We start from the raw sequence: 18,263 nt of genomic DNA, 5'->3' as shown, positions 1-18,263 counted from the left end.
ACCATTTCGCCGCCGGGGTCAATAGGCATATAGCTCTTCTGCCCCGGCGGCGCGGGGTGAGGTACCCCGGTTGCTTAAGGCCCGCTGTCCGCTGCGTTCGATCGGCGCCAGGAGCGCGCCAGTCACCGTTCTGGTTAGGGCCGCGGTAGCGGCCTTTTTGCTGCCCAAACACTCGTCGGTTTTCGCAGTGACCGTCCAGGTGCGTGCGATGCGCTGCAAATCTAACGGGATCAGGTTCACTAACCGCGAGCTGGGCGCGCCAAAAAGGGGGCAGGTACATTTTGCCTCGGGTGTGGGCATCAAAAAAGGGGTCAGGTTCATTTTCCCTCGGGTGTGGGGGCTTTTCGGGGACGGCCGCGTGGGAGGACGCCTGCCGCCCGGCCGGTTAGTGCTTCGATTTGCTGCGCGACAAAAGGGGACGGAGGGAATTAAGCCTCGTCCTGCGAGCGGTCTGAGCGCGAGAACTAAAGGCGTCAGAGCCCCTTTCGCCCAGCGGATTCAGGTAACAACGGCGGTCGTTGTCATCTAGAAGCAGGGCAGGCGGTTGTTGCCGCGCTGGACGAGACGTACAAAAAGGGGTCAGGTTCATTTTTCCTCGGGGGCGAGAGGTTTTCGCTGCCGACCGCGGGGTCGGACGGTCGCCGCTCGCGACGTGCGTGCCTCGACCTGCTGGCGGAAGCGGTTGCTTCCCCATGCGCGCTGCTGCTGGGTATGCTGGCGTAGCTCGGACCACTCGGCATCGTCGACTGTGTTGGTGACCCACGCGCGGTAGGCGCTCTGGCGGGTGGCGTCGTTTTCGCCCAAGGCAAGGTATGTGTCGTGTAACTAACGGGGTCAGAGCCCCTTCCTGACACGAGCTGGAGCGATGGCCGATAGACGCAGTCATTGAGGCGCGGCACGCTGCGGTGTAAGGGGACGGAGGGAATTAAGGCTCTTCCAGCGAGCGATGTGAGCGCGCCGCGGCCAACCGCGATGCCGTACTTGGACCGGCGGCCCAGGGTCTTCAACTAACGGGGTCAGAGCCGCTTCCTGACATGGGAGATGGGGCGATAGCGGACAGAGGCTTTCGGTTGGGCCGCGGCACGCTGGACCTTAGAGAGGTGTTTAGTCATCAAGTGCGAGATAGGGACAATAAGTGGCTCTCAAGTTCGATGACGTCATTGGCACGCTGCGCAGGCTAGCGAAGCCGGCATATCTTGTGGCTATTCCCGCCATGTATTTGGCAGGCACTGCTTACCATCAGGGATATCTGGATGGGCTCGGCGTCAATACGACGTTGTTGCCGCTTGGTGTGAACGACACGTACCTTCAGGCATTTGTTGGTACTGTTACGCTGCTCACCCGTGTCATTGAGGTCTGCGAATCACATGGCATCGTTTCCGTTGCTATGCTGGTTGTATTGGTCGTATTTTTAACTCTGCTCCTCCATAAAAGAGATGTGCCTCTCGTGCAAGCCGATCTTCAGGAAGAAGTTCGCTTGGTCGACACCGCCGGAACACCGCTCCGAGATCGCTTCCAGAAGCGGGCGCTTGAGCATAGAAGACCATTGTCTGATGTGCTTGACTCTTTTTTTGTGGTTGGCGCGTCGACCTACTTTTTCTTGCTAGCGATAGCGGTATTTTTGCTGTTCTGTGTTTTGTTTGTGGCGCCCTATTTTTACGTCGGAAAGGCCGAGGCGGTAAAAGATTTGGGTAACAAGTTCGACCGGCAATCTACCGTTTCGCTCGCTACCGACGAAACTGGTGTACAGCTCTATTCTCTTGTTGAGTGTGGTCAGGAATTTTGCGTCGTCTACTCCACTTCGGCGGGGGTCGTAAGCGTGCCGAAGTCCGCCGTCAAGTGGGTGAATGCGGCCAAGCCGCGGAGCTAAGGGTTACGAGCAAAAAAAGGGGTCAGGTTCATTTTTCCTCTGGCGCGGGGCCTTTTCGTGGACGGCCGCGTGGGCGGACGCCCCCCGCCCGGTCGGTAAGTGCCTCGATTTGCTGGCGGAAGCGATCGCTTCCCTAGGCGCGTTGTTGTTGGGTGTGCCGGCGCAGTTCGTTCCACTCCGCTTGGTCGACCGTGTCGGTGACCCACGCGCGGTAGGCGGCGAGGCGGGCGGGGTTGCCTTCGCCCAGGGCCTGGTATGCGTCGTGCGGTGTCAGCAGGAGATTGGGCTGGCCTAGTGCATTGGCGTGATAGCTCGTCCATGGGTATTCGCCCGGTTCGGCCACCATGGACGCCCGCACGGGGTTGAGCTCGATGTAGCGGTAGCACGCCAGGACGTAGCGCGAAGTGTCGACCAAGGCGGCCTTGAAGCGTCCTTCCCACAGGGTGCCGGTGCGCCGGTAGCGCGCGTTGAAGCTGCCAACGTAACGTCTCCCCACCGCCTGCATCATGCGGGAGAGCGACCCGGGTTCGGCTGGGGTCGCAAGGAGGTGAACGTGGTTGGTCATCAGCACGTACGCGTGAATGGCACACGCGTGTTTGGCCGCGGCTTCGCGCAGTTCTTGCAGGTATTGGCCATAGTCGACCGGCGCAGCGAAACACGCCTGGCGGTCGTTACCCCGCTGCACCAGGTGTTGCGGGACGCCGGGCAAATCCAGTCGGGGGTGGCGGGCCATGGGCATCCTCTCGCGGGCGGAAGTTGGCAGGATGGCCGGGAGGATCTCGCACGTATGTCGGAACACACGGATCCAGGCAGGTCGCATCAGCGCGTCCACACGTCGGCGAAAACGAACCCGACCCCTTTGCTTTCTTCCATGCGCCCCCCGGGCGGTCAGTCGGCACCTTTCCCGGCAAGAGCCCATCGCGAGCCCGTAGTAGGCTGAGGCTGCAATTTGAAGAGGTGAGCCCCTTGCCTGCGCAAACGGTCGCGATCGTCATCCACGAGGGCGTGCAGGCGCTCGACGTCGCCGGCCCGGTGGACGTGTTCGCCGAGGCCAACGCCTACCTCCCGGCAGACGACCGATACGTGGTGTTGCTGGTGGCCGCCGACCGCCAGCCACTGCGTGCATCCAACGGCATGTGGATGCTCGCCGACCTGGGTCAAAAAGGGGTCAGGTTCATTTTCCCTCTGGCGCGGGTGCCCCAAAAAGGGGACGGAGGGAATTAAGCCTCGTCCCGCGAGCGGTCGGAGCGCCGCGGCCTACCGCGGTGCCGTACTTGCACTGGGCGGCCTAGGGCCTTTTCGATCATCGCCTGGAACTTTGCATCTCCCAGCGCACGCTCCTGTTCGAGGTGCGCGCGGATGCTCGTCAGTTCGTCCTCCCCGACACCCTCACGCAACCAGGTCCGGTAGGACGCCGCGCGCGTCTGGGAGTCGCGGTCCTGCGCCAGGAAGACCGGATGAGGGGTCACCAGACGGTCTTCCGACATGCCCAGGTTTGCGTGCACGCTTGACCAGCGGTACTGCTCTGGCGAAAAAGGGGACGGAGGGAATTAAGCCTCATCATTCAAGCAAACTGGAAGAGACACGAGATCGCGAGAGCCGCTGGTAGGCCTCTGGGCATTTATTGAAATGGATAGGATGCCGAGCGGTCTGCGCAAGGAGATACCCCAGCCGCTGGTTTAAAGTCAGGGTTGAGTTAGTCGGTCTTCAGTGCATCACTGCGCGCTTGGTGCTCCACTTCTGCTGCCGTGGGCCTCCGGTGGACCGGAGCCAAGAGCGGGATTGCAATTTGGGGAAGACTCGCTGCTTGCAGAGTTTGACTCACGTGCAGTCGCCAATACGGCCAGACAAGATGCGTGCCGTTTCGGTCTGCAAAGTCGGCTAAGTCATCCTGCTCGAAGGAACTGTCGACGATGTCGAACTCTACGGCATAGATCGCTTCGATTTCATAGATTGTTCGCCCATCGCCAGCCGTTTCATCTTGGGATGGTTCGAACAGGCGTATTCCGAAACCCACTTCCAATTTCAAGGCCTCGACAAGCTTCCCGTCGACGTCACTGGACAAGCGTTCCCAACCGTAGCCGCGTTTGGTCTGAACTTCAAAGGACTGATCATCGAACTCTATCGTTTCGACATCCTTTGCCGTCTCAAAGGTGGCCTTTCGAAGGCTTATCCTCTGTAGTTTGAAGTGCTTGTGTGGCGATTCGATCATTATCTTTTCAACTACGCGGCAAGACGCGGAGCGTCATCCATGTCCACGGCCGAATACTCGCTCCATTCGAGTGAGCCTTGCGTTGCTCGCTCGAACACGCGGTGTCCTGTTTCTATCGCCGACGAGTCGAGCACTTCGCATTCAAAGTGATTGAAGTGATCAAAAGTCCACGGCTGATCAGCAGTACGATCGACTGGCCAGGAGTTATTGCACGTGAAGGAGTTGTACTGCGGCACGCTAAAGTCATATGACCAACGGTCAGGGATGGATGTCTCCAAGGCGTGCGAATGCTCTTGGCCGTACCGCTCAATGATCCATCTGGCGGCCTCAGGGACTTCGCTGACGAGCCGGAGCAGACGATCCATGGGTTCGCTTTGCTTGCCCAATCCACATTCATACTTAGAAAACGCATTCGCCCCGCCGCCAAAAATGCCGGCGGCCGCCCGCTGCGTAATGCCGAGCAACTCGCGAATTTTCCTCACCTCTTCAGCTTGAAGCAGGCCGAGGGCACGCCTCTCTTCCGCAACCTTCTGAGCCTTCGCGTTTGCTATCGTCTCCGAGTTCGCGCGGAACTGCTGCTGCGTCATGACCTCTTCCCCGCAACTTGCGCAGGAATAGATGTGGAGGTCGTTCACTCGGAGCATGCCTCCTCGAAAGTCGACGTCGTCGCTGTATTTGACCAGATCAAGCTGCTGGCTCTCGCAATGGGGGCAGTGATCGAGATTGTTGATCATGACCAACCCTCTGGATGGCAGGAACATATCGTAAGTAGCGTGCCACTCGAAGAAAACTTGAATTTCACGAACATTGAGTAGTCATCGCCGTTCGGCGCACGCCACTTAGGAAGAACGTAGACATCTAGCCATGTTGGTTTGTTGTCGTACTGCACGCTGCAGACGAAGTGAGACCGCTGAAGTTGAAGAAGGAGCTTGCAAAGCACCGGCTCCTCACCCGGGCTCGGGAGCCCAAGTGCGGCGAACTGCCGTAAAGTCTTCCTAGCATCTCCGTTGATGCAGATGCTGTCCTTCGATGCGAGTGCATAGACATCAGCCAAGTCATAGGCGGGAGTCGTGTCGCGCGCAGTCTCGTTGTACGGGCTAACCATTATGGTTAGTCCTTGGCGTGGTCGTCAATATGGCCTCGCGCCCGGCGATATGCAAGCTGACCTTTGGCCAGCCCATGCAGGGGAGCTTCAGCAATGTGGAGATTGTGTCGGTCCATCGAGGTCGGTCGGGCGCTGTCAGGGAAGCATGCCCCAACATGATGGACGAACTCTACATCGTCTTCACCTTTTCACTGGGACCGACATGGCGCAGGCGCTAACGGGGTCAGGTTCACTTACCGCGAGCCAGGTGGGCGTGGTGGTCGACGGGCGGGGCGGACGTCGGCGAAACGGCGGGTCTTGGCCTCGACCATGGCGCGGAAGTCGTCCCGGCCCCATGCGCGCTGTTGCTGGAGATACGTTCGGATAGCGGCTAGGTCCTCGTCAGATAGTGCTTCGGGAGCAAACGGGGTCAGGGAGCAAACGGGGTCAGGTTCACTTACCGCGAGCTAGCCGGGCGCGGTGGGCGATGGGCCGGGCGGACACCGGCGAAGCGACGAGTCTTGGCTTCGACCATGGTGCGGAAGTCGTCCCTGCCTAATGCGCGCTGTTGCTGGAGATAGGCCCGGATGGCCGCAAGGTCGTCGTCTGATAGCGTTTCGCGAAGCAGGCATCGATAAGAAGAAAAGGGGTCAGGTTCATTTTTTCTCAGCGGCGGGAGGCTTTCGTGGCCGACCGCGGAAAACCCGTGCCGGAGTGCACTTTCCTGACAGGTTGATGCTGGCTCGGCCGATAGCCGTGAGGCGGGCACTCGCGGAAGCTTGGGGCTTTGAGCACGGAAGGCTCCATGCCACGTCGGCCAAGACTCGATTTGCCAGGGATACCGCAGCATGTCGTGCAACGGGGAAACGATCGCCAGCCCTGTTTCTTCCAGGAGGCGGACTATCTGCGCTATCTGCAGGAGCTGAACGAGCTTGCCTTGCGCCGATCGTGTGCCGTGCATGCCTACGTGCTGATGACCAATCACGTGCATCGCTTCTGACGCCGTCGGCGGTCGGGCAGGTGGCGTCGCTCATGCAGGCGCTCGGACGCAGGTATGTGCGCTACATCAATGACCGCTATCACCGCACCGGCACGTTGTGGGAGGGGCGCTACAAGGCCTGTCCGGTCGACCGCGAAAGCTATCTGTTGCACTGCTACCGCTATATCGAGCTCAACCCTGTGCGCGCTCGCATGGTCGGGGACCCGGGCGAGTACCGGTGGTCGAGCTACGGCGCCAATGCCAGAGGGCTACTGGACCGCCTGGTAACCCACCACCCGAACTTCCAGGCGCTTGGCACCGATCCGGAGTCACGGCAAGCCGCCTACCGTGAATTGGTGAAGCAGGCCATCTCCGACGACGACCTTGCAGCCATACGCCTCCAGCTGCAGCGCCAGCACGCGCTTGGCAGCGCGCGCTTCCGCAACGCGATCGAGGCACAGCTGGGTCGGAGCGCTGGGCCAGCGAAGATTGGGCGCCCTCGAAAAGCCGCGGAAAGAGCACTCTGACCCGGGTTTCGCGACCCGGCTTCGCAGACCCCGTCAACGCGCCGCCGGCGTCACCCGCCACACAACGTTGCCGACGTCGTCCGCGATCAGCAGGGCGCCGTCGTGGTCCTGCGCCAGTCCGACCGGTGCGCCATAGAGCTTGGACTCGTCCGGCGAATAGAAGCCGGTCACGACCGGTTGCGGCTTGCCAACCGGGCGCCCCTGCGGGAAGGCGACGAAGGTCACGCGGTAGCCGCTCAACGGCCGGCGGTCCCAGCTGCCATGTTCGCTGATGAACGCGCCATTGTGGTACTGGGCGGGCAGAGCGTTGGCCTGGGTCATCAGCAGTCCGAGCGGCGCGACATGCGAGCCGATCGCGTAGTCGGGCACGATCGCCTTGGCTACCAGGTCCGGCCGTTGCGGCTGAACCCGCCGGTCGACGTGCTGGCCCCAGTAGCTGTAAGGCCAGCCGTAGAAGCCACTGTCCCGCACGGAGGTGAGGTAGTCGGGCACCAGGTCGGCGCCCAGCTCGTCGCGCTCGTTGACGATCGCCCACAACTTGCCGGTCTGCGGTTCCCACTGCAGTCCGGTCGGATTGCGCAGGCCCGAGGCGTAGATGCGGCTGGCGCCGGTGGCCACGTCGACCTCGAGAATGTCCGCTCGGCGGTACTCCACGGCCAGGCCGTTCTCGGTGATGTTGCTGTTGGAACCCACGCCGACATAGAGCTTGCGCCCGTCGGGGCTGGCGAGCAGCGCCTTGGTCCAGTGGTGGTTTACGGTGCCGGGCAGGTCGGTGAACGGCTTGGCCGTTGCGCCGATGTGCGTTTCGCCGGTGGTGTAGGGAAAGGTCACGATGCCGTCGGTATTGGCAACGTAGAGCGTGTTGCCGATCAACTGCACGCCGAAGGGCGAGTTGAGGTGCTCGATGAAGACATGCTTCTCCCACTCGCCGGTGCCGCCGGTCGGACGCAGCAGCGTGATCCGGTTGCCGCCCTTGCCGCCCTTGCCCGAGCCGTTCTTGATCTTGCCGGCGATCAGTTGCTTGGGCGTGCTTACTTCCTCCGTGCCGGGGCTGTTCGCCTCGACCACCAGCACGTCGCCATTGGGCAGGGTGTAGAGCTGGCGGGGATGCATCAGGCCGCTGGCGATCTTGGCAATGGCCAGACCCTGGGCCACCTTCGGCGTCTGGCCGTTTTTCCAGCCCACGCCGTTGGGCACCTTCATCGGCGGCAGCAGGAATTCTCGTGGCGCGGGCAGCGGCGGCACGCCGGTGCCCGATTGCTCGGCCATCGAATACCCCGCCTTGTTGCCGCAGCCGCCCAGCAGGCCCACGCAGGCCATCGCAAGAACGCCCGTGTACAGTGTCTTGTTCATAGCCGGGCCTCCCCGGTGCGATAGGGCGCCAGCGCCATCACCACCTGGGCGATGACCAGCAGCAGTACGGTGAAGGACGACAGCCATACGTTTGCGGGAACGATGCCGTAGGCGTCCCGCGAGTGGACGAAGGCATTGAAGATGGCGAGCACGATCGCCACCAGGTTGAGCCAGAAATCCAGCTTGTCCGCACGCAGTGCGAAGCGGCGGCCGGTGATCCACACCTGCACCAGGTTCACGAGCCGCGGAATGACCGCGAACAACAGCCCGAGGGTCACCAGCCAAGCGGCGGCGTGGGCCCACAGGATCGCGGCGGTGTTTGCGTAGAGGATGTCGAAGATGAGCGTGGCGACGAAGCATCCATAGGGAATCGGGTTCAGCACGTCGTAGACGGCATTCGCCACGGGGTTGCGCGGTGGTGAGGCAAGGTAGCTCATGGGGCGGGTCTCCTTGGGGTCGCGGCCCATCGCTTGCTTGCTGGCATCCGGGTCGCGCGCATCAGGCTGTCGCGCGAACCTAGGCGCCCCGGCGTCGAGTGCGTGGGAAGCGGATGTGAGTTCCAGCCTCCAGCAAAGAAACCAAAAAAGGGGACGGAGGGAAATAAGCCTCGTCGAAAAAAAGGGGTCAGGTTCATTTTCCTCGGCGGCGGGAGGCTTTCGTGGCCGACTGCGGGGCCTGACGGTTGCCGCTCGCGACGCAAAAAAGGGGTCAGGTTCATTTTTCCTCGGGTGTGGGGGCTTTTCGGGGACAGCGCGTGGAAGGACGCCTGCCGCCCGGCCGGTTAGTGCTTCGATTTGCTGGCGGAAGCGATCGCTTCCCCAGGCGCGTTGTTGTTGGGTGTGCCGGCGCAGTTCGTTCCACTCCGCTTGGTCGAACGTGTCGGTGACCCACGCGCGGTAGGCGGCGCGGCGGGCGGGGTTGCCTTCGCCCAGGGCCTGGTATGCGTCGTGCGGTGTCAGCAGAAGATTGGGCTGGCCGAGTGCATTGGCGTGATAGCTGGTCCATGGGTATTCGCCCGGTGCGACCACCATGGACGCCCGCACGGGGTTGAGCTCGATGTAGCGGTAGCACGCCAGGACGTAGCGCGAAGTGTCGACCAGGGCGGCCTTGAAGCGTCCTTCCCACAGGGTGCCGGTGCGCCGGTAGCGCGCGTTGAAACTGTCAACGTAGCGTCGTCCCACCGCCTGCATCATGCGGGAGAGCGACCCGGGTTCGGCTGGGGTCGCAAGGAGGTGAACGTGGTTGGTCATCAGCACGTACGCGTGAATGGCACACGCGTGTTTGGCCGCGGCTTCGCGCAGTTCTTGCAGGTATTGGCCATAGTCGACCGGCGCAGCGAAACACGCCTGGCGGTCGTTACCCCGCTGCACCAGGTGTTGCGGGACGCCGGGCAAATCCAGTCGGGGGTGGCGGCCATGGGCATTCTCTCGCGGGCGGAAGTTGGCAAGATGGCCGGGGGGATCTCGCGCGTATGTCGGAGCACACGGATGCAGGCAGGTCGCATCAGCGCGTCCAAACGTCGGCGAAAACGAACCCGACCCCTTTTCTTTCGTTCAGGTGCCCCCGGGCGGTCAGCCAGCACCTTTCCCGGCACGAGCCCATCACGAGCCCGTAGTAGGCTGAGGCTGCAATTTGAAAAGGTGAGCCCCTTGCCCGCGCAAACGGTCGCGATCGCCATCCACGAGGGCGTGCAGGCGCTCGACGTCGCCGGCCCGGTGGACGTGTTCGCCGAGGCCAACGCCTACCTCCCGGCAGACGACCGATACGTGGTGTTGCTGGTGGCCGCCGACCGCCAGCCACTGCGTGCATCCAACGGCATGCGGATGCTCGCCGACCTGGCGTTCGAGGAAGCCCCGGGCACTTTCGACATCGCGTTGGTGGCGGGCGGGCCGGCCCTCCCTGACGCCGAGCCGGACCCGCGCATGACGCGGTGGATTCGCGCGATACCGGAGCGGGCAGGCATCTACGGATCGATCTGCACGGGAGCATTCCTGCTCGGTCACGCGGGGCTGCTCGATGCGCGGCGCGTCACGACCCATTGGCAGAACGCGCGTGCCCTCGCAGCCATGTTCCCGGCCGCCCGGGTCGAACCAGATGCGATCTACATCCGCGACGGCCGCCTGGTGACCTCGGCCGGCATCACCGCCGGGATCGATCTGGCGCTGGCGCTGGTTGGCGAGCGGCACGGCGCTTCAACGGCGTTGAGCGTCGCCAAGCGGTTGGTGGTCGTGGCCCAGCGCCAGGGCGGGCAATCGCAGTTCAGTCCCTTTCTGGTCGCCCCCGCGGATCCGGCTTCGCCGATCGCGCACATCCGCGATCACGTGATGGCAAACATGGCTGGCCGCCACACGTTGGAGTCGCTTGCCGCCATCGCGGGCATGAGTCCCCGCAACCTTGCCCGGCACTTCGTGCAGGAGGCCGGCCTGACACCGCACGAGTTCATCGAGCGCGTGCGCGTGGATGCCGCACGGATGCTGCTCGAGGGAAGCGACAGGCCATTGAAGACCGTGGCCTACGACAGCGGTTTCAGCTCGCCCGATCGCATGCGCATCGTTTTCCTTTCCCGCCTGGGCGTCACCCCGGCCCAGTACCGGGCGAGCTTCCGGCGGACCGGAACGGGCTAGGCCGCCACCTTGGGCGCGCGTCGCGCAGTACGGCCATCGGCTGGCATGAAACGACGTGCGCTTGTCCTGATCGGACGGCCCCTTTTGCTTGGCCCCCGTGGCGCACCGGCCAACAATGGACACGCCGCCCGCGGACCCCCGGCTCGGTTTTCCGATGCACGCGTGGCGGCCATCCGTATCCGCCACCGTGCCCCAGAGGAGGCCATCCATGTCAGAAACCATCGCCGGAGTTCGCGTGCCCGACAGTGCCATCGCGCGCGCGGCCACCCAGCTCGTCCGTGATACCGAGGACGACCTTTTCTACCACCACAGCCGCCGGGTGTTCTTCTGGGGCGCGCTCGCCGGCGCGCGGCGCGGTCTGAGGTCCGATCACGAACTTCTTTATCTCGGCGCCATGTTCCACGACATGGGCCTGACTCCGCGCCATGCGAGCCCCGACCTGCGATTCGAGGTGGACGGTGCCAACGTCGCGCGCGACTTCATGAAGAACCATGGCATGTCCGAGCGCGACATCGAGGACGTCTGGACGGCTATCGCACTGCACACGACGCCGGGTATCCCGGAGCACATGCGTCCGACCATCGCGCTGGTCACGGCCGGCGTCGAAATGGATGTGCTGGGCATTGCGTACCAGGACTTTTCCCGGGAGCAGCGCGACCACGTCTGTGCCCACCACCCGCGCGAGGCGAACTTCAAGGAGAACATCATCGACCACTTCGCCAGGGGCATCGCGAGTAAGCCCCTTACGACGTTCGGCAATGTCAAGGCGGACGTGCTGGCGTTGAAGGACATGGGCTACGTCCGCCAGAACTTCTGTTCGATGATCCTGGGTTCAGCCTGGCCCACCTGACGCAGGTTGTGCCCCAGAAAGGGACGGAGTGATCCGGCTTTCGCAATTCGCCACGTCCTTTGCCGCCACCGGTGAACTTGGCGCCCGATTTCGGTCAGCTGGCGGGTGCCGCGGCAGGCTCGGGTAGGACGTGCAGCCCCAGAATGTTTCGTGGCTTCGGCGGTTGGCGCGTAGCTGCATCGCCTTGCAGCAAAACCCCGGGTCAGAGTGCACTTTCCGTTCGACGCCGGCCCCAAGGCTTCAAATCTTGCGGTTGGATGCCATTGCTTTGACCGTCCAGCGCTTGCTTGAGCAGGGTGTCGTACAGCTCCAGGCGAAAACGCAGGCTTAGCTGCAGCACGCCCGCCCAGTAGCAGAGCATGAGGAATGCAATCAGAAGGATCTGAGGCCACTGCATCTGCATAGGCCTGGGCAGGTCCTTGAGTTGCAAAAAGACACCGGCGGCAAGAGGTAGGATGCCAAGCTTTTCCAAGCTGCCCGTCAGGAGAGGAAGCTTGCTCCGCATGCGGTCCAGCCGGTGGGCACAGTAAGCACTCAATAGCCCAATCCGTTCTCTTGGGAAACGGCCAAGCCAGGCGAGGATTTCGAGATGGTGAGGCATGTCGAAGTCCAGCGTCTCCGCGTACTGCCGACGTTCCTTGGCCGGGATCAGATTTGGAAAATCAGCAGTCCAAGCTATGGCAAAGGCAAGTAGTTCGACGGCGAGCAGCGCGGAAGTCACGAAAAGGACCACGCGGCTGGCGGGAAGTGAGTTAGCCAGGATAAGTCCGAGCAGAGCCGCAGCGATCCCAACGCCATTACCCCAGCGGGCTCGGCGGCTTGGAGACATGCGGTAGGAAGGGTGCTCGGGGGCCTGCTCGATGCGCCGTTCCAAGGCGCTGAACGTGAGTTCTTCTGCTTCCATACGCACAAGTGCTCCGTGCTATTTGGGGAGGTCGCGGCTGGGCTAACCGCCCAGACGGACCAAGTAGGTGGTTGCTTCCAGCTCACACGTAGCGTCGATCGCGCCTGGCACGGAAAATAGTCGCGGCCGATCGCGGAAGCCGAACACCCGATAAAGCTGGTAGCGGCTGGCGTCCGCCTTGGAACGGGCAAGCTCATTGCGACTGACATAGAACGGCGTCATTTCGCCAAAGGCGGTGGTCTTGACCTCGATCAGCCGCTCGCGCCCGTCTTCTTCGTACGACAGCACGTCGAACCCTAAGCCGTCCCCTTGAGTGGCCGCGACGTGCTCGATCCGCTCACTGAGTGCCTTCTTGCCCGCCAGGTGCAGCCGGCGCGCTTCGATCTCCAGAACGAACAGTTCGCCTGCTCGCCCTAGCGAACGGTTGCGCGCTTCCTGGGCCAGATAGTCACGCTTGGCAGGTGAGAAGCGGGGCGCATAATTTGCTGGCGTTTCGCGTATGCGTGAGGGTCTGGGAGTTGACACCCAGACAGCCTCATCGCTCCCACTGGCAATTACCGCTGCGGGCCGCAACACGGCTGCCTGCGCCGCTTCCTGAAGGTCGACTCGCAGCTGAGCTTGCGCTTCCACGGCATCGAGCAACGCGCCTTGGTAGTTGCTCCGAGGCTTGTAGCCATTGATGTAGGGGTAGCCAAGAGCAAGCAGCACTGCGCTGATGTTGCAGTGCTTGAACTCGAGGGATTGCCGACTGCGACCGTCGAGCCTTCGCAACAGCGCGTTGGCGTGTTCGGTCTTGTTGTAGCGCTGGCCATTGAGCTCGAGCGTCAGCATCGAGAGGTAGTCGGCCACGCAGGCCTCAACCTCCAACCTGGACCAGCCATCCCCTTTTGCCATGCATGCCCCCTAACACGTAAGGCCAAGCGTAGCTAAAACCCGAGCGAGAGTGCACTTTCCCGGCAGCGTACGGATGTCCTCGCTGACAGCGGAGCGCGATGGAGATAACGCAGCCTTTGGGGTTTACAGGGAGATTTCCATGCCACGCCAGCCAAGGCTCGATCTACCAGGTATCACCCAGCACGTCGTGCAGCGAGGCAACGATCGACAGCCTTGCTGCTTCGAAGATTCCGACTATCTGCGTTACCTGCAGGAGTTGAAGGAACTCGCCTTGCGCAGGCATTGCGCTGTGCATGCCTACGTGCTCGTGACCAACCACGTGCATCTGCTGTTGACGCCTAGCGGCTCCGGGCAGGTGGCGGAACTGATGTAGGCGCTCGGGCGCAGGTACGTGCGCTATATCAACGATCGCCACCATCGCACCGATGCTCTGGGAGGGGCGCTACAAGGCGTGTCCCGTGGACCGCGAGAGCTATCTCTTGCATTGCTACGTACATCGAGCTCAATCCGGTGCGCACCCGAGAAAAAACTCCGGTCAGAATGCATTTTCCCTAGTTGCCGACAGGCCAGCCGAGTGCACGGCCCTTTTTGAAACTACGCGGCGCGGCATTTCTCCCGCACCTTTGCCCTCAGGCCTTGCGCAGAAAGCAGGTCTTGAGCACCAGTCCCTTGATTTTGTCCGAGTTGCCTTCGATGTGCTCCGGGTCGTCGGCGACCAGACGGATGTTGCGGATGACGCTGCCCTGCTTCAACGGAATGGAGCTGCCGCGCACCTTCAGGTCCTTGATGACCACGACGCTGTCGCCCTGGGCCAGCGCGTTGCCGTTGCAGTCGCGTACGAGGAGAGGTTCGCCCGCGCCGGCGTCGGCCGCTTCGCCTGCCGCCCACTCGTGGGCGCAGTGCGGACAGACCAGCTGGGCGCCGTCCGGATAGGTATCGTCAAGACCGCACTGGGGGCAGGGAGGGAAGGTGGTCATCGCAAAGCCGTTGCCGGGAAGAGGGACGCATTCTAGAGCGTGCGGCTGCAGTGGCTGCCTGCGGCAACAAAAGGAGTCAGGGTCGTTTTCCCTCGGGCGCGGAGGCTTTTCGGGGGACAGCCGCTCGTCCGGGGGAATTGGGTTCGATGCGGCGATAGCACGCCACTACGTAGCGTGCGGTATCGACCAGGGCTAGTTCACGGGGTCAGGTTCACTTACCGCTCGCTCTGACGAAGCGCAGCGTCATCCGGTCCGATTCGCCAATCGCCTGCATTTTCTTGTGCTCGCTATCGGGACCGGCGAGATTGGGTGGGAGGCGATGGACGTTGACGTCTTCCGGGTCGGCCGGGTTGGCGTTGATCTCGGAGACGCCGTCGAGGCGGAAGCCGGTCTTCAACGCCAGCGCGATGAGGTAGTCCTCGGGAATGCGATGTAGCGTGCGGGAGCTTTGCTGTGCGTTGGCAAAAGGCCTGGCGCGGTGCTCGACCACCCCGAACACGCCGCCGGGCTTGAGCACGGCGAACGCGGCCTTGAACACCGCGGCAAGCGCATCCGGCCCCTGGTTGAGCCAGTCGTGCGTGTTGCGGAAGGTCAACACCATGTCGGCAGTCCCGTCAGGGCCCAGCCGCACCTGGTCCGGTGGCGCGAAGTCGATGACGGGGCCGACGTTTCCGTACACCGCTGGCGCCGCTTTGAGCTTGGCGACAAACGCAGTGGCGCCCGGAGCGGTCGCCTCGATCAGATGGCCGTGGGCGGCCAGATAGGGCGCGAGGATCTCGCTATACCAGCCGTCGCCCGGCGCCAGCTCCACCACCGTCATGTTTGGCTTGAGGCCGAAAAACTCCAGCGTTTGCACGGGATGGCGGTAGGTGTCGCGCGCCTTGTTGGCGTCCGAACGCCAGCTACCCGCGGCCGCCTGCGGCAGGGAGATGGCCGCGGGCGTGGCGGGTTCCGCGGCAACGGCAGGGGCGCACAGGACGACCAGCAGCGTGCTGGCCAACCACGGAAACAACCGGAAGGTGCGGCGGATCATGGCGTGGACCTCCGAGGGTGGGAGTCATCCAAGCCTACTCCCCGACGCCATTTCGCGATGTCCTCGCTTCGATGCCCCCGGGGTCCCACACATCCTCGAAATCACATCCACGAGACGGCGATGGACACGGACGCACGGGGAAAGGCGGCATTGGTGGGCTCCCGGGTGAGCGGCTACAACAGGAACTGGCATCGCCAGGAGGTGGGTGGTGGCGCGGATCGCAAGCGCGGGTTTTGCCCGTGAGAGAGCGTCACTACGCGCTGATGAGCCTCCCGAACCTGTCGATGTGAAGGCCCGCGCCTGGCGGGCGTAGCGTCCTTGGCCGCGTCCCGCTCCATGGTTCGCTTGAGTGAACGCGCGCCGTGCCGATAGCCCGGGGGTGACACGCCCGTCTGCCAAGGCGGCCTCCACTACACTCATCAGCAGACTTCTCGGACCTTCCGGATGCAAGCGCCTGACATCGACGATCGCTACGCACGGATGGCCGTGCTGTTCATGCTGTCGTTGGCGCTGCTGGGTGGCACCTGCGCCACCGTGATCCATTGGATGGCCCCGGTCCATCGGCCGATGGACCTGATCGTGCCGCCCACGATCAGCGCGCTGTACGCCGGCCTGATCATCGCCCTGACACGGCGTCCCCAATGGATGGTCGGCATCGCCCGGATCGCTCTGGTGGCGGCAGGCCTGGCGCTGGCGGCGCCGGCCTGGCTCTACACGCTGCAGGCCACCCTGACGCCCGGGACGCTGCTGGTCGACACCCTGCCGCCGGTGTCGTCGCTGTTCGTGGTGTTCCTGGTCATGCTGATGATCTTCGTCCCCGGCCGGCTGGCGTTCCTTCTGGCCGCGCTGGGCTGGACGACGATCGCGCTGCCGGTGCTGGTCTACCTGCTGTTCCATCGCGAGGAAATGTGGTCCGCGCGGGGCACGGATCTGCTGATGGCGTACGGGCCGGTCAGCATCATGGCGGTGGTGTTGCTGCCGGTGCAGCGTGGACTGGCCGGCAAGATCCGGCGTCTCTCGACGGAGCGGCAGCGGATGGAAGTGCTGCTTCATCGGGATCCCCTGACGGGCGCCCAGAGCCGGTTGCTCGGCGAGCGGATGCTGCGGGAAGCGTTGGACAGGGACACGCCCGCCGGCGTGATCATGCTGGACCTGGACCGGTTCAAGGCGATCAACGACACCTACGGCCATCCGGTGGGCGACCGTGTGCTGCAGGCGGTGGCGAGCGGTTGCAAGGACCTGTTGCGCGGAGACGAATGCATCTCACGCTGGGGCGGGGAAGAGTTCCTGGCGCTCGTGCCGGACATCGATGCGTCCGGCCTGTCGCAGGTCGCCGAGCGCCTGCGTTCGGCCATTGCCGGCTTGCCGGTGGCGCCGGTGCAGGCGGTCACTGCGTCGTTCGGGATCACCATGATCCAGCCTGATGACTCGCTCGATACCGTGCTGCAACGCGCGGACCGCGCGCTCTATCGCGCCAAGGAGCACGGCGGCAATCGGGTGGAGTCGGCGTCCGGCGAATAAAGCAAAGGAGACGCAGCGAATTGACCGCTTCTCCGCGAGGGTTGCTGCAGGCGCGCTTCCTTGCGCGCCTGCGGCATCGACCGCCGCCTCAGATGGCTGGCACGTGCCAGTCGTAGGCATAGCCATCGATCACGTAACGGGCGCTGGCAGTCTTGATATCCACGACGTAGATCTGCGTCGGATAACGGATACGGGGCGACCCCTGCTCGGAGTAGCAGTTGGCCAGCACCCGCTTACCGTCGGGTGAAAGGCGTACGGGATGCCAGTAAACACCGATGTTCCCGCTGTTGGGGTCCAACGGCCTGCAGGGCACGGTCAGCCTGCGCAACTGGGTTCCATCGGTCTTGATGACATAAAGCTCAATCGCGTTGGATATCCGGCTGCCGCCGTTCACGACGGCGTGGGAACCATCTGGCGTTAGCAGCAGTTGCCCGCCACTGAGCACCAGCGTGCGGTCGAGGTCGACCAGCGGTACCAGCTGGCCGGTACTCAAGGTCCTGACGCACAGGACCATCTGGTCCTGTTCCTGCGGTGCGCAGGCACCCGGAGAGTTGGTCTGGAACACGACCTTGTCTCCGTCATACGACAGATCTGCGGCCGCGCCATGCAGGGGCGACGTCACGTCGTTATGGACGAGTTGCGCCGACCCCACATTGAGATTGATTCGAAAGAGTCTGGTGTCGATCGTCTGGTTGGGATTATCCGGAGCCGTCACTTCCACATAGGCCAGCAGGAACCTGCCGTTGCCCGACCAACGAAGTCCCTCGATGGCTTGCTTGTTCGGGTAACTGCTCGGCGCACACCACAGCGTGCGCTTGCCATGGCCGTCAGGGTGCATCAGGCGGACGCAGGCGTTGCGCCGCGGTGTGCCATTGACCGAGTTGGAATACGCGATCAGGTCAGTGCCCGCCGGGCCCCAGGTGAGCCAGCCGTAGCTGGGGCCGTCCTTCGGCAGTTGCAGATCATTTCCACCGGGGAAAAGGGGCGGCGTGCGTTGGCCCCACGCGTTCATGATGAAGTATTTGCCGGACGCGAACGGGTGGTTGACCGTGGCTTCGCGAGTATGGGCTTTGAGGAACTGGCTATAGCGCCCGCTAGGGGAGAACGCATTGCCGACCCAGCTCTCCAACGAGTCGAAAGGCTGAAACCACGCGTCGGGGAGGTTGTACACGTCGTCGGCGAATGGTGTGAGCTGGCGCAGACCGAAACCGTTGTCGCGGACGCTGAAGATCGCGCTGCCGGTCACACGGTTCGGACTCGCGGGGTCGGTGAGCGGACGGACCAAAAGAATGGTGCCCGGTGAGCTGTCCCCCGCGTAGGTCGAAGGTTGGGTTCCTTCCTGTGAAAGAGTGCCCGGCCCGGCAACGGCGGCCGATGACCCACAAAGAAGGGCTGCTGCAAGGGTGGCGAGCGAGAAAACACGCATAAGCGTTTC

17 protein-coding genes and 1 pseudogene are annotated in these 18,263 nt (G+C 63.2%); 8 read left to right on the top strand and 10 right to left on the bottom strand.

Features of this window, described 5'->3' with window-relative positions:
- Window positions 1-1,135: 1,135 nt before the first annotated feature.
- Complete coding sequence (locus ACFWZ1_RS12520; RefSeq protein WP_439666648.1) at window positions 1,136-1,870, top strand: hypothetical protein; 735 nt, start codon at window positions 1,136-1,138, stop codon at window positions 1,868-1,870.
- Window positions 1,871-2,003: 133 nt separating this feature from the next.
- On the opposite strand, the gene ACFWZ1_RS12515 is transcribed toward ACFWZ1_RS12520, so the two are convergent.
- Window positions 2,004-2,603, bottom strand: coding sequence for a transposase (locus ACFWZ1_RS12515; protein ID WP_439666647.1), 600 nt, complete (start codon window positions 2,601-2,603; stop codon window positions 2,004-2,006).
- Between the two features lie 233 nt (window positions 2,604-2,836).
- Here ACFWZ1_RS12515 and ACFWZ1_RS12510 point away from each other — a divergent pair, with 233 nt between their 5' ends.
- Window positions 2,837-3,094, top strand: coding sequence for a hypothetical protein (locus ACFWZ1_RS12510; protein ID WP_439666646.1), 258 nt, complete (start codon window positions 2,837-2,839; stop codon window positions 3,092-3,094).
- 472 nt (window positions 3,095-3,566) lie between these two features.
- Here ACFWZ1_RS12510 and ACFWZ1_RS12505 read toward each other — a convergent pair whose 3' ends face one another.
- Entirely contained in the window at window positions 3,567-4,082 is a 516-nt protein-coding gene (locus tag ACFWZ1_RS12505; RefSeq protein ID WP_439666645.1) for a hypothetical protein, read from the bottom strand.
- Between the two features lie 11 nt (window positions 4,083-4,093).
- Complete coding sequence (locus ACFWZ1_RS12500) at window positions 4,094-4,816, bottom strand: type II TA system antitoxin MqsA family protein (protein WP_439666644.1); 723 nt, start codon at window positions 4,814-4,816, stop codon at window positions 4,094-4,096.
- Window positions 4,817-6,019: 1,203 nt separating this feature from the next.
- On the opposite strand from ACFWZ1_RS12500, the gene ACFWZ1_RS12495 reads away from it, so the two are divergent.
- Both ACFWZ1_RS12495 and ACFWZ1_RS12490 read left to right on the top strand, forming a co-directional pair.
- Window positions 6,020-6,166 carry a hypothetical protein gene (locus ACFWZ1_RS12495; RefSeq protein WP_439666643.1) on the top strand — a complete coding sequence of 49 codons (147 nt, stop codon included), beginning with the start codon at window positions 6,020-6,022 and terminating at the stop codon, window positions 6,164-6,166.
- A gap of 32 nt (window positions 6,167-6,198) precedes the next feature.
- On the top strand, window positions 6,199-6,672 hold the full coding sequence (locus ACFWZ1_RS12490) for a transposase (protein WP_439666642.1): 474 nt from the start codon (window positions 6,199-6,201) through the stop codon (window positions 6,670-6,672).
- Between the two features lie 33 nt (window positions 6,673-6,705).
- Here the strand turns inward: ACFWZ1_RS12490 and ACFWZ1_RS12485 are convergent, their stop codons facing one another.
- Together ACFWZ1_RS12485 and ACFWZ1_RS12480 are read right to left on the bottom strand one after the other, a co-directional pair.
- Window positions 6,706-8,025 (bottom strand): PQQ-dependent sugar dehydrogenase, encoded by a 1,320-nt coding sequence (locus ACFWZ1_RS12485; RefSeq protein ID WP_439666641.1) that lies wholly within the window; start codon window positions 8,023-8,025, stop codon window positions 6,706-6,708.
- Window positions 8,022-9,395, bottom strand: coding sequence for a transposase (locus tag ACFWZ1_RS12480; protein ID WP_439666640.1), 1,374 nt, complete (start codon window positions 9,393-9,395; stop codon window positions 8,022-8,024). Before ACFWZ1_RS12480 ends, ACFWZ1_RS12485 begins: the two co-directional genes overlap by 4 nt.
- On the opposite strand from ACFWZ1_RS12480, the gene ACFWZ1_RS12475 reads away from it, so the two are divergent.
- Complete coding sequence (locus ACFWZ1_RS12475) at window positions 9,288-10,649, top strand: GlxA family transcriptional regulator (RefSeq protein WP_439666639.1); 1,362 nt, start codon at window positions 9,288-9,290, stop codon at window positions 10,647-10,649. The two genes, ACFWZ1_RS12480 and ACFWZ1_RS12475, sit on opposite strands and share 108 nt — an antisense overlap.
- 208 nt (window positions 10,650-10,857) lie before the next feature.
- Complete coding sequence (locus ACFWZ1_RS12470) at window positions 10,858-11,499, top strand: HD domain-containing protein (protein WP_439666638.1); 642 nt, start codon at window positions 10,858-10,860, stop codon at window positions 11,497-11,499.
- A 202-nt stretch (window positions 11,500-11,701) separates the two neighbouring features.
- Here the strand turns inward: ACFWZ1_RS12470 and ACFWZ1_RS12465 are convergent, their stop codons facing one another.
- Together ACFWZ1_RS12465 and ACFWZ1_RS12460 are read right to left on the bottom strand one after the other, a co-directional pair.
- Entirely contained in the window at window positions 11,702-12,403 is a 702-nt protein-coding gene (locus ACFWZ1_RS12465; protein ID WP_439666637.1) for a hypothetical protein, read from the bottom strand.
- A 42-nt stretch (window positions 12,404-12,445) separates the two neighbouring features.
- Entirely contained in the window at window positions 12,446-13,252 is an 807-nt protein-coding gene (locus tag ACFWZ1_RS12460) for a DUF3883 domain-containing protein (RefSeq protein ID WP_439666636.1), read from the bottom strand.
- 184 nt (window positions 13,253-13,436) lie between these two features.
- Here ACFWZ1_RS12460 and ACFWZ1_RS12455 point away from each other — a divergent pair.
- Window positions 13,437-13,819 (top strand): annotated as a pseudogene (locus ACFWZ1_RS12455) (transposase); the annotation flags it as partial.
- A gap of 107 nt (window positions 13,820-13,926) precedes the next feature.
- On the opposite strand, the gene ACFWZ1_RS12450 reads toward ACFWZ1_RS12455, so the two are convergent.
- Window positions 13,927-14,274: a zinc ribbon domain-containing protein YjdM gene (locus ACFWZ1_RS12450; RefSeq protein WP_231320991.1), complete on the bottom strand. Its 348-nt coding sequence runs from the start codon at window positions 14,272-14,274 to the stop codon at window positions 13,927-13,929.
- Window positions 14,275-14,485: 211 nt separating this feature from the next.
- Entirely contained in the window at window positions 14,486-15,307 is an 822-nt protein-coding gene (locus ACFWZ1_RS12445; RefSeq protein ID WP_439666635.1) for a class I SAM-dependent methyltransferase, read from the bottom strand.
- 444 nt (window positions 15,308-15,751) lie between these two features.
- On the opposite strand from ACFWZ1_RS12445, the gene ACFWZ1_RS12440 reads away from it, so the two are divergent.
- Window positions 15,752-16,828, top strand: a complete 1,077-nt coding sequence (locus tag ACFWZ1_RS12440) for a GGDEF domain-containing protein (protein ID WP_439666634.1) — start codon at window positions 15,752-15,754, stop codon at window positions 16,826-16,828.
- Window positions 16,829-16,916: 88 nt separating this feature from the next.
- On the opposite strand, the gene ACFWZ1_RS12435 is transcribed toward ACFWZ1_RS12440, so the two are convergent.
- Entirely contained in the window at window positions 16,917-18,254 is a 1,338-nt protein-coding gene (locus ACFWZ1_RS12435) for a TolB family protein (RefSeq protein WP_439666633.1), read from the bottom strand.
- Window positions 18,255-18,263 lie beyond the last annotated feature (9 nt).

The organism is Frateuria sp. GZRe14 (assembly GCF_051900395.1).
In the GTDB taxonomy this organism is placed as follows: domain Bacteria; phylum Pseudomonadota; class Gammaproteobacteria; order Xanthomonadales; family Rhodanobacteraceae; genus Frateuria_A; species Frateuria_A edaphi.
Note: the sequence above shows the minus strand (reverse complement) of the source record. Positions and strands in the feature narration are given on the sequence as shown.

What these genes read in the sequence shown, in the direction of transcription:
- ACFWZ1_RS12465 (WP_439666637.1), bottom strand. Translation starts at nt 12,403, where the DNA reads ATGGAAGCAGAAGAACTCACGTTCAGCGCCTTGGAACGGCGCATCGAG.
- ACFWZ1_RS12515 (WP_439666647.1), bottom strand. Translation starts at nt 2,603, where the DNA reads ATGGCCCGCCACCCCCGACTGGATTTGCCCGGCGTCCCGCAACACCTG.
- ACFWZ1_RS12485 (WP_439666641.1), bottom strand. Translation starts at nt 8,025, where the DNA reads ATGAACAAGACACTGTACACGGGCGTTCTTGCGATGGCCTGCGTGGGC.
- ACFWZ1_RS12445 (WP_439666635.1), bottom strand. Translation starts at nt 15,307, where the DNA reads ATGATCCGCCGCACCTTCCGGTTGTTTCCGTGGTTGGCCAGCACGCTG.
- ACFWZ1_RS12490 (WP_439666642.1), top strand. Translation starts at nt 6,199, where the DNA reads ATGCAGGCGCTCGGACGCAGGTATGTGCGCTACATCAATGACCGCTAT.
- ACFWZ1_RS12450 (WP_231320991.1), bottom strand. Translation starts at nt 14,274, where the DNA reads ATGACCACCTTCCCTCCCTGCCCCCAGTGCGGTCTTGACGATACCTAT.
- ACFWZ1_RS12440 (WP_439666634.1), top strand. Translation starts at nt 15,752, where the DNA reads ATGCAAGCGCCTGACATCGACGATCGCTACGCACGGATGGCCGTGCTG.
- ACFWZ1_RS12435 (WP_439666633.1), bottom strand. Translation starts at nt 18,254, where the DNA reads ATGCGTGTTTTCTCGCTCGCCACCCTTGCAGCAGCCCTTCTTTGTGGG.
- ACFWZ1_RS12470 (WP_439666638.1), top strand. Translation starts at nt 10,858, where the DNA reads ATGTCAGAAACCATCGCCGGAGTTCGCGTGCCCGACAGTGCCATCGCG.
- ACFWZ1_RS12505 (WP_439666645.1), bottom strand. Translation starts at nt 4,082, where the DNA reads ATGATCGAATCGCCACACAAGCACTTCAAACTACAGAGGATAAGCCTT.
- ACFWZ1_RS12500 (WP_439666644.1), bottom strand. Translation starts at nt 4,816, where the DNA reads ATGATCAACAATCTCGATCACTGCCCCCATTGCGAGAGCCAGCAGCTT.